Raw genomic sequence first — 9,020 nt, forward strand, 5'->3', positions numbered from 1 at the left:
GCCGGCCACCAACAACACCAGCCCCAGCCAAGCACGTCGGAATCAACCTGCCCAAACCAAAAACACCACAAAAACTAGCCAAGTGACTCAACACAGCTTGACAATTTTCGCGGTGGCAGCTTATGCGCCTACTTAAGTGCCAGCGTTGCGCATGCCTCGTGGTCACTTTGGGTATGCGCTAGGCGGTTGCCCAGCGTTGCGCCGGTGAGAAAGCTGCGCCAGGCTGGCAGCTAGCGAAGCGCATGGTGAAAGTCGGCGTGCCCTGTCTGGGGTTGTGCGCCGCCGCAGATTCCAGCGTTGCGCAGAAACACTGGGCAGCTGCCGTCCATCACCAGCGCCCATCTCAGGCGCGGCGACCCAACGAACTGACCCGCAGAAATCGCCGAAAATCGCGCCAAAATCGCGAATTTTCGTCGATTTCTGCGGGCAAGTTGCAAAGAGAGCTAGACGATCGCCGAAACCCCTGTGATGGCCCTACCCGCGATGAGCGTGTTGATCTGGTGCGATCCCTCATAGGTGTAGATGGCCTCGGCGTCGGCAAAGATCTTTGCCATGCCAAAGTCGCTGACAATGCCGTTGCCGCCCAGGATGGAGCGGCCCATGGACACGCTTTCGCGCATGGCGCCGGTGGTGTGCGCCTTCGCCAACGCCACCTGCGCCATGGTGGGTCCGGCCGTGGACCCCATGGAGGTGGCGCCGTCCTGCAGGGCGGCGATGCGCACCATCATGGCGAGCGACGATGTGGCGTTGCCCAGCATTTTGACCAACTGGTCCTGGATCATTTGGAAGGCCGCCAGCGGTTTCCCGAATTGCTTGCGGTCCACGGCGTAGGAACGGGCCACGTCAAAGGCTGCCAGCTGTTGCCCCACAGCCTGCCAGGCGACGGAGATGCGCGAGCTCAGCAGCAGCTTGTTGATGTCCTCAAAGGAATTCACGGACGTCAGCCTGTCATGCTCGGCAACACGCACATCCACCAGGGTGATATGCGCGTTTTGCACGGTCCGCAGGGCAATCTTGTTTTCTATCTTCGTCCGCGTCACCCCGGGCAGCGTGGCGTCCAGGAAGAAGCCGCGCACCTGCCCCGTATCGGCATCCTTGGCCCAGAGCAGCATGCGGTCGCAAAACGTCCCGTTGCCAATCCAGCGTTTGGCGCCGTTGAGCACCCAGTGGGTTCCGGCGCTGTCCACCACCTTGCGGGCAGTGGTGACCATCCCGCCCGCCACGTCGCTGCCATGGTCCGGCTCCGTGAGCGCGAAGGCCCCCGTGCTGCGCAGGGCGATGGCGTCCGCGAGCATCCGCTCCTGTTGTTCCGGCGTGCCAAAGTCGATCAGAGCCTGGACAAAGAGGTCGTGGTGGACCAGGAAGAACGTGGCCAAGGAGGTGTCCGCCCGCGTCATTTCCGCCACCACCAAGCCGGTGAACAAGTGGCTGAACTGGCGGCGGTCCGGGGCAGCCAGCTCCAGTGCGGCAATCTTGGGCAGAATGTGCGCCGGGAATTCGGCGTCGTTCCACCAGCCGACGGCGTGCGGGGTCACCTCGGCGGCCAGGAAATCTCGCAGCTGGGCCAATTTGGCCTGTTCGTCGGCACTCAGTGACGCAGCAAAACCGTAAAAGTCGGCGCCGGGCAGCTCAGAAAACGTCATTTTGGTGCCATCCGGATGGCGCCGTCCAAGCGGATGGTCTCGCCGTTGAGCATGGCGTTGGCGGCTATGTGCTCCACCAGCGCGGCGTACTCGGCGGGCTTGCCCAGCCGAGAAGGGTGCGGCACCTGTTGGCCGAGGGAATCCTGCGCGGTCTGGGGCAGCCCCGCCAGCATGGGAGTCTCAAATATGCCCGGCGCAATGGTGACCACACGGATCAACGACCGGGCTAGTTCTCGGGCCAGCGGCAGGGTCATGGCCGCCACCGCACCCTTGGATGCGGCGTAGGCAGGCTGGCCGATCTGCCCGTCAAAGGCCGCCACGGACGCCGTGTTCACAATGACGCCGCGCTCGGGGCCGAACTCCCCGGCCAGCGGTTCGGCCTGCGCCATGGCCGCGGCAGCCAGCCGCACCACGTTGAAGGTGCCTATCAGGTTGATCTGGATGACCCGGCTGAACTGCTCCAGTGGCAGCACGCCGTCGCGCCCCAGTACTTTGCCGGGCGTGGCAATGCCGGCACAGTTGACCACCATGCGCAGCGTCCCGAGCCCCGCGGCAGCGTCCACGGCAGCCTGGACCTGGGCCTCATTGCTGACATCGGCCGGGGCAAACACGGCCCGCTCACCCAGTTCGGCCGCCAGTTCCGTGCCCTTGGAGCCGGGCAGGTCAAGCAGTACGACGCCGGCCCCCGCCGCATGCAACCGCCTCGCCGTTGCCTCGCCCAGGCCAGACGCGCCACCGGTAATCAGTGCAACCGTGCCGTTGTGTGAAATTTCCATGGATCCTCCTCGTTGAGGGTTGCCCGTTGTGAGCCGGGCCTAGAAATGATTGCGTTAATGAATACTAACTGAAATTCTGTGGCGGCGCCCCGCGTGACAGGGCTTTTCGGAACAGCCAAACAGTACGCTTGGTGCCATGACAGGCAACCTCTCGGAGCCCAGCAGTGGCGGACCCACGGCCGCCGAATGGGCTGCGCTCGCCGAAGTGGCCGCCGCGGACGTGAATGCCCGGTTTGGCCACCGACTCATGGGACTACGCGGAACCTGGATAGGTGCAGTGGACGCCCCCAGCGACGGCCGCGCGGCACGGCACCCGCGGTCAACCCCGCAGTCCCCTTGGAACTACTGGTGGCAAGCCCACTACGTGGATGCCCTGGTGGATACGGCCCGCCTGGCCCACGGCGCGGGCAAGGCAATCGCCGCCGCCCAAGAACTCGAACGAGCCCACAGCCTGCTGCGCGGCATCATGGTCCGCAACTTTCTGCGCTTCCCCAACTACTTTTATGACGACATGGCGTGGCTGGCGCTCGCAGCCGCGCGGCTCAACGACCTGCATCTCCAGGTCAAAGGCCGCCGGTCGCTGCTGGCCCGGTTCGCCGTCAGTTCACTGCGCAAACAGCTGCACGGTGCCCATGACATGGTCCTTGGCGGCGGCATCTATTGGTCCCGCAAACGCGATTTCAAGAACACACCGGCCAACGGCCCGGCCGCGCTCCACTTCACCCGCACGGGCGAGGTGGAGCGGGCTCAGGCCATCGTTGATTGGTTGCGCAGCGAACTCTTTGACCCAGCGTTGGGGCTCTATGTGGACGGCATTCACCCCTGCGCCACGGGCCGCGACGTTGAAACCACCATCTACACGTACAACCAGGGCCCCATTCTGGCCGCCCTGGTGGAACTGCAGCAGCCCGACTACCTGGACCAGGCCGCCGCGCTGATTGACGCCATCAACCGGGAACTCCGCACGCCCGGCGAGGGGATCCGGCTGGAGCCAGGCGGCGGCGACGGCAGCCTGTTCACCGGAATACTGTGCCGCTACCTGGCCCTGGCCGCGCGTGAGGCGAGGCTGCCGGCAAAGACCCGGGAAACGGCGTCGAACATGGTCAGGGAGACGGCTGCGACAGTTGCCGGGCAGGCTCCGGAACAGCTTTCGGCCGCCGTGCAGCGATGGAGTATTTTTGCAGCGGCTGCCACGTGTCCACAGCCATGACCAGCCCCAACACCACCACGGCCAGCGCCATCGAGGCCATGACGTCGCTGAGCCAGTGATAGCCGAGGTAGAGCCTGCTGATGGCAACCGCCGGGATCAACACAGCGGCGGCAATCACTGCAGCCGCCCGGAGCGCGGTGGTGCTATGGCGCGAAAGCAGCAGGTACGCGAGCACCAAAATGAAGACCGCCGAGCCAAAGGTGTGGCCCGAGGGGAAGGAATATGTGCCGTCGGGGCCCATCATGAAATCCGCCTCCGGGGGCCGCGGCCTGCCCACCAAATGCTTGACCACGAAGGAAAACATAGCGGTGAAGGCCATAGCGGCCAGCAGGAGGGCCGGGCGCCACAGCTCCCGGCGGACAGCTGCCCAGAGCGCCGTGACCACAATGCCAAGAATTGTCATATACGTGGGCGAGGACAAGGTGGTGATGATTTCCCAGATGCTGGTTGCTCCGGGGCTCCGCTGGGCCACGAACCAGCTGTGGACTGGCTGGTCCCATGCGGCGATGCCCGTCCTGCCCAGGACAGCCAGCAGGGCCAGCGCAAAGAGCAGCCCGCCGCCAAGGACCAAAGCGGCAGCCAGCTGGTAGTGGCGGCGCCGGGAGGGCGGATTGCTGGGGTTGCTCAGGGATTCTTGCATCCGATCATTGTGGCGCACGTTCCCGAGCGTTTCCCGAGTGGACGCTGGGCGGGGACGCTGCGGGCCGGCGTCCGCTAGAGCACCGCAGCTTCCTCCCGGCGGTCCGGCGCTGCGCCCGCCAAAGGGCTGAGCGCCTGGTCCAGATCGGCGATGAGGTCTTCCACCCCTTCCAAACCGATCGAAAGACGGACAAGGTTGGCTGAAGGCCTGGCCTCGGGGGCCACTGGCCGGTGGGTGAGTGCGGCGGGGTGCTGGATGAGGGAGTCCACGCCGCCCAAAGACACCGCGTGGGTGAAGATGCGCACGGTCGAGGTAAATTGCTTGGCCGCCTCGAATCCGCCGCGCAGGCTGACCGCAACCATGGCGCCGGGACCCCGCATCTGGTGCTGCAGCAGGGACCGTGGATCGCCGTCGCTGCCGGGGAAGTAGACCTTCTCCACAGCCGGGTGGTTGGCCAGCCAACCAGCAATGGCACGGGCGCTCTCCTGTTGGCTGCGGACCCGAATGGGCAACGTGGTCAGGCCGCGGTGCAGCAGGTATGCACCCAGTGGGTGCAAGATGGCACCTGTGATGGCGCGGACGCGTCGCAGCGATTCCGCCGTCTTCTCACTGCAGGCGATGACGCCGCCCACGGCATCGCCATGGCCGCCAATGTATTTGGTGGCGCTGTGCAGTGACATGGCGGCACCCAGGCTGATGGGGTTTTGCAGGATGGGCGTGGCAAAGGTGTTGTCCACCAGGACGTCAACGTCGCCCGCCTGGGCCACCACGTGGCGGATGTCGACCAAATCAAGGGTGGGGTTGGCTGGCGTTTCCAGGACCACTAGGACAGTGCTGCTGCGCATGGCGGCGGCAACCTCGTGTTCCGTACAGAAGGTCACGTCCACGCCCAATAAGCCTGACGCCAGAAGGTGGTCGGTGCCACCGTAGAGCGGACGGACGGCCACCACATGGGGCTTGTCCGTGCCCTGAGCGCCAGCCTTGCCGGCCAGGATGGCGGCGGTCATGGCAGCCATCCCTGAGGCGAAGGCAACCCCGGCCTGGGCCTTTTCCAATTGAGCCAGGGCGCACTCGAACCGGGCAACCGTGGGGTTCCACAGCCGCGCGTAGACGGAGCCGCCGTCGGCCAGGGGGTGTCCGCCCAGCGCCATGGACTCATAGGAATCCCCGCCCCGGTCAATGTCGGGAAGCGGGTTGGTGGTGGACAGGTCAAGGGGGAGCGCATGGATACCCAAAGCCTGCAGGTCCTCACGTCCGCCGTGCACGGCCACCGAGTCGGGGTTCAAAAATTCGCTATTCATGGCTCAACAATGAACGTGTGAACAATATTTATCTAGATATTTGAATGAATGAGTAATAAAGTGGGGCAAATCAAGCATTCCCGCTAAGGGATGCCGGCTTAACGGGAGGCGCCTTGCAGAAAGCACAAACCCCCAGAGGTGCTGCCGGACTGGATCCCATGGATCTGGCCATCCTGCGGGCCTTGCTCGCGGACAGCGGCCTCACCAACAAGGCCATTGCGTCACGGCTGGGCCTTGCGGAGTCCACGTGCGCGTACCGGCTGCGGATGTTGAAGGACGCCGGGGTCATTGTGGGAAGCCGGGTCAAGCTGAGCCTGGCCGCCCTGGGATTCCCGCTGCAAGCCATTGTCAAAGTGCGGCTGGGTAGCCACAACGCCGAGCACGTTAACACCTTGTACAGCCAGCTGACGCAGGTTCCAGGGGTCATGGCCGCGTTCCATGTTGCCGGCGAAGACGACTTCCACCTGCACGTGGCGGTGGAGAATCCGGAGGCACTGCGAGACCTAGTGCTCCAGCACATCACCGTCCACCGCGTGGTGCGCCAAACCGAGACACAACTGATTTTCGAGGCGCGCGACGGCGTTGGCGTGCTCGCGCAGTAACCGGCGCCACATGTGCGAGGCCGGCTCAGGCGAGGCCGGCAGGCTTGCGCTTTTGCGGGTATGGCGCCTCGCCGCTGGCGAGCATCTGCACAAAGCGCTCAACGTTTGCGGCCCTGACGGCCGGCGTTTTGACGCTGGTGGTGCGGTAGATCAACGCAAACCTGTTGGCGGCCGTGAGCACGTCAAACATGGCCTGCGCCTGCGGATTGGCCGCGATGGCGGCCGCCAAATCGGCGGGAACCTCGGCACTGGCCTGACCGGAGTACGCAGCCTCCCAGCGGCCATCGGCCTTGGCGGCTTCGGCTGCAGCCACTCCGGCAGCCTCCATCTTGCCCTCCGCAACCAGCCGGTCAAAATGGCCCGTGTTGATCTTGGACCACTTGCTGGTCTTGGTCCGCCGGGTGAACCGCCGCAGCTGGCTTTCGCTGTCCCGGGCGCCGGCAACCCCGTCAATCCAGCCAAAACACAGCGCCTCCTCGAGGGCTGCGGCGTAGCTCAATTCCGTCACGGAACCACCCTTTTTGTGCAGCACCAGGCGCACGCCGGGGCTTGTGGCGTGATTTTCGACCAGCCATCTCCGCCAGGCGGTGGCGTCGGCAAGGAGCAGTTCGGGAAGTTCAATCATGCCTCAACAATATCGCCACACCGGGCGCCTCAAGGTTGATAATTGGAAGCAACCACACCTTCAGGAGAGACACCATGCTGCGCGTCCGTCCAGTCCTATTCACCTCCCACCTCGCTGAGTATTCGAAGCTGTTGATTGCCTTGGGCATGTGGCGCGTCCACGACGCCGGGGATTGGCAGGTCTTCGATTCCGGCCAAGGAAAAGTGGGCCTGCACGGGGTCCTTCCGGGCGGGCAGGACGGCACTGCCACCCTCGGCTTTGAAATCCGTGACGCACCCATCTTCGTCCGCCGCACCCTGGCCGACGGGACCCACGCCGAGCTGGTCGATTCCCGCCACGGCCCCACCGCCCGCGTCACAGCCCCCGACGGTTTCACGTTCCTGGCCGATCCCGTGGTTGACGCCCCAGCCGCCACGCCGGCCGCCGGCCCCCTGACGGTTGTGCAGCTGTGGAGCACCCCGGAGGTGGCTGCTGCCACCAAGGTCCTGGCGGACATCGGCACCAAACCGGTGGCCGGGCGGCCCGACGCGCCTGCCCTCTTCCGGGCCAAGAACGGAGGTCTCACGGCCGCCCGCCTGGGCGAGGTCTCCGGCGTCGACCTTGGGTTTAGGTACGACGGCGACCTCACCGCCTTGGCGGCCCAACTCACCGCGGCGGGGGTGCCGGCCGTCATGAACGGGGATGTTATGGAAGTCCAAAACCCGCATGGGGGAACCCTGCGGATTGTGGATTCGCTGGAATTTTGATGCGCTTAGCGGAACGGAGGCGGCGAGTGGGCCGCGGATGGGGTAGAACTTAGGTATGAGCGTCCGTACACCTGATCCTTATCCCGGCTGGCTGTCCAACGAAGACCTGTACGAGGCCCGCAACCGGCTTCCCATGGTCTATGTGGAGGTGGTGCCGGTGCGCCTTGACCCGCTGGGCTACGTCAACGAGATTGGTTTGCTGCTGCAGGCTGACGAGGAAGGCTCCATGGTCCGCACGCTGGTCTCCGGGCGTGTGCTGTACCGCGAGACCATCCGGGCGGCGCTGATTCGCCACATTGAAAAGGACTTGGGGCCGCTGGCTTTCCCGCAACTGCCTGTCAGTCCGCTGCCGTTCACGGTGGCCGAGTATTTGCCGTCGCCCTCGCAGACCGGTTTCACCGACGAACGCCAGCACGCCGTGGCCATGGTGTACGTCATTCCTGTCACGGGCGAATGCGAACCACGCCAGGACGCCCTGGAACTGACCTGGATGACGCCCGAAGAGGTGCTCAGCGATGAAGTGCAATCGGAATTTGTGGGCGGCCGCGGCGCCCTGCTGCGCCACGCGATCTCCTACGCCGGCCTGGGCCGGTAGTTTCCGCACACTAGCCGGTTGCGCATATCCGGCGTAGATTACCTTCCATGGCTGCCACCGTGATTTCTCTGCTCATCAATGCCGACGCCGAACAGCTCTGGCACATGCTCCGCGAACCGTCTCGGCTTGCGCAGTGGCACGGCTGGGACATCGACGGCTTGGACGAGGAGATTGCTCAAATCTACTTCTCTTCCGTCAAGGAGGGCGCCGACCATTTGCGTCTGGAACTGGAAATGGGCGACGTCTTCGTCCTGGAGCCCCGGCCCGAGGGCACCTTGCTGACACTCACGCGAGGGGTCACCACCGGCGAGTGGGCAAAATACGATGCCGACGTGACCGAGGGCTGGACCATGTTCCTGCACCAGCTCAAATTCGCCGTGGAACGTCATCCCAAAACACCCCGGCGCACCCTCTACGTTGATGGCACCAGCGCAGCCCACACCAATCTCTGGGACGCCCTGGGGCTGGACACCGGTTGGTTGCCGGAGGCCGGTGAGCCCTATGAGATCACGCTCAACACGGGGGCCACGCTTTCGGGAAAAGTTTGGTACCGCACCGAGACCCAGGTGGGGCTCACCGTGGCCGACTACGCCGAACACGGCGACGGCCTGCTGATCATGGCCGCCCAGGCTCCCCTGCCCGGCGTGCGCGAACACCCCGGCGCCCAAATCTGTGCCACCAGCTACGGGCTGGGCGCGCACCGCTTTGACGCCATCGCGGCCCAGTGGGACGCCTTCATGGAAGACCACTTCTCCGACGAATAACCCCCTTCGACGCTGATATGTCGGAAGGTTTGTCAAGGGGCGTAGGTATGCGGCTCCCAACTTTCTTTGTTGGGGGCCGTCGGGTGGGTGCCGTCCGGGTGTGGTGGTTGTGCTGGCT

At 64.8% G+C, this 9,020-nt stretch carries 10 protein-coding genes; 5 read left to right on the top strand and 5 right to left on the bottom strand.

What is annotated here, in order from left to right; translation table 11 throughout:
• Positions 1-443 precede the first annotated feature (443 nt).
• Together ACX80Q_RS18430 and ACX80Q_RS18435 are read right to left on the bottom strand one after the other, a co-directional pair.
• Positions 444-1,643, bottom strand: coding sequence for an acyl-CoA dehydrogenase family protein (locus tag ACX80Q_RS18430; RefSeq protein ID WP_459331996.1), 1,200 nt, complete (start codon positions 1,641-1,643; stop codon positions 444-446).
• Complete coding sequence (locus ACX80Q_RS18435; protein ID WP_459331997.1) at positions 1,640-2,419, bottom strand: SDR family NAD(P)-dependent oxidoreductase; 780 nt, start codon at positions 2,417-2,419, stop codon at positions 1,640-1,642. The genes ACX80Q_RS18430 and ACX80Q_RS18435 overlap by 4 nt, the downstream gene beginning before the upstream one ends.
• 136 nt (positions 2,420-2,555) lie before the next feature.
• On the opposite strand from ACX80Q_RS18435, the gene ACX80Q_RS18440 reads away from it, so the two are divergent.
• Positions 2,556-3,629 carry a glycoside hydrolase family 76 protein gene (locus tag ACX80Q_RS18440; RefSeq protein ID WP_459331998.1) on the top strand — a complete coding sequence of 358 codons (1,074 nt, stop codon included), beginning with the start codon at positions 2,556-2,558 and terminating at the stop codon, positions 3,627-3,629.
• Here the strand turns inward: ACX80Q_RS18440 and ACX80Q_RS18445 are convergent.
• Complete coding sequence (locus ACX80Q_RS18445) at positions 3,523-4,269, bottom strand: phosphatase PAP2 family protein (RefSeq protein ID WP_459331999.1); 747 nt, start codon at positions 4,267-4,269, stop codon at positions 3,523-3,525. The genes ACX80Q_RS18440 and ACX80Q_RS18445 overlap by 107 nt on opposite strands.
• 74 nt (positions 4,270-4,343) lie before the next feature.
• Positions 4,344-5,570 carry a trans-sulfuration enzyme family protein gene (locus ACX80Q_RS18450; RefSeq protein WP_459332000.1) on the bottom strand — a complete coding sequence of 409 codons (1,227 nt, stop codon included), beginning with the start codon at positions 5,568-5,570 and terminating at the stop codon, positions 4,344-4,346.
• 113 nt (positions 5,571-5,683) lie between these two features.
• Between ACX80Q_RS18450 and ACX80Q_RS18455 the strand changes: the two genes are divergently transcribed.
• Positions 5,684-6,172, top strand: coding sequence for an Lrp/AsnC family transcriptional regulator (locus ACX80Q_RS18455; RefSeq protein WP_459332001.1), 489 nt, complete (start codon positions 5,684-5,686; stop codon positions 6,170-6,172).
• Positions 6,173-6,197: 25 nt separating this feature from the next.
• Here ACX80Q_RS18455 and ACX80Q_RS18460 read toward each other — a convergent pair whose 3' ends face one another.
• Positions 6,198-6,797, bottom strand: a complete 600-nt coding sequence (locus ACX80Q_RS18460; RefSeq protein WP_459332002.1) for a YdeI/OmpD-associated family protein — start codon at positions 6,795-6,797, stop codon at positions 6,198-6,200.
• A 74-nt stretch (positions 6,798-6,871) separates the two neighbouring features.
• On the opposite strand from ACX80Q_RS18460, the gene ACX80Q_RS18465 reads away from it, so the two are divergent.
• From ACX80Q_RS18465 to ACX80Q_RS18475, 3 genes are read left to right on the top strand one after another with little or no spacing between them, the layout of a single operon-like run.
• The gene (locus ACX80Q_RS18465; RefSeq protein ID WP_459332003.1) at positions 6,872-7,543 is read left to right on the top strand and encodes a VOC family protein; all 672 of its coding nucleotides are present in this window, start codon (positions 6,872-6,874) and stop codon (positions 7,541-7,543) included.
• A 55-nt stretch (positions 7,544-7,598) separates the two neighbouring features.
• Positions 7,599-8,138: an NUDIX hydrolase family protein gene (locus ACX80Q_RS18470; protein WP_459332004.1), complete on the top strand. Its 540-nt coding sequence runs from the start codon at positions 7,599-7,601 to the stop codon at positions 8,136-8,138.
• Between the two features lie 47 nt (positions 8,139-8,185).
• Complete coding sequence (locus ACX80Q_RS18475) at positions 8,186-8,902, top strand: SRPBCC family protein (protein WP_459332005.1); 717 nt, start codon at positions 8,186-8,188, stop codon at positions 8,900-8,902.
• Positions 8,903-9,020: the final 118 nt, after the last annotated feature.

The organism is Arthrobacter sp. HLT1-20 (assembly GCF_054510895.1).

What these genes read in the sequence shown, in the direction of transcription:
- ACX80Q_RS18430 (WP_459331996.1), bottom strand. Translation starts at nt 1,643, where the DNA reads ATGACGTTTTCTGAGCTGCCCGGCGCCGACTTTTACGGTTTTGCTGCG.
- ACX80Q_RS18435 (WP_459331997.1), bottom strand. Translation starts at nt 2,419, where the DNA reads ATGGAAATTTCACACAACGGCACGGTTGCACTGATTACCGGTGGCGCG.
- ACX80Q_RS18440 (WP_459331998.1), top strand. Translation starts at nt 2,556, where the DNA reads ATGACAGGCAACCTCTCGGAGCCCAGCAGTGGCGGACCCACGGCCGCC.
- ACX80Q_RS18445 (WP_459331999.1), bottom strand. Translation starts at nt 4,269, where the DNA reads ATGCAAGAATCCCTGAGCAACCCCAGCAATCCGCCCTCCCGGCGCCGC.
- ACX80Q_RS18450 (WP_459332000.1), bottom strand. Translation starts at nt 5,570, where the DNA reads ATGAATAGCGAATTTTTGAACCCCGACTCGGTGGCCGTGCACGGCGGA.
- ACX80Q_RS18460 (WP_459332002.1), bottom strand. Translation starts at nt 6,797, where the DNA reads ATGATTGAACTTCCCGAACTGCTCCTTGCCGACGCCACCGCCTGGCGG.
- ACX80Q_RS18465 (WP_459332003.1), top strand. Translation starts at nt 6,872, where the DNA reads ATGCTGCGCGTCCGTCCAGTCCTATTCACCTCCCACCTCGCTGAGTAT.
- ACX80Q_RS18470 (WP_459332004.1), top strand. Translation starts at nt 7,599, where the DNA reads ATGAGCGTCCGTACACCTGATCCTTATCCCGGCTGGCTGTCCAACGAA.
- ACX80Q_RS18475 (WP_459332005.1), top strand. Translation starts at nt 8,186, where the DNA reads ATGGCTGCCACCGTGATTTCTCTGCTCATCAATGCCGACGCCGAACAG.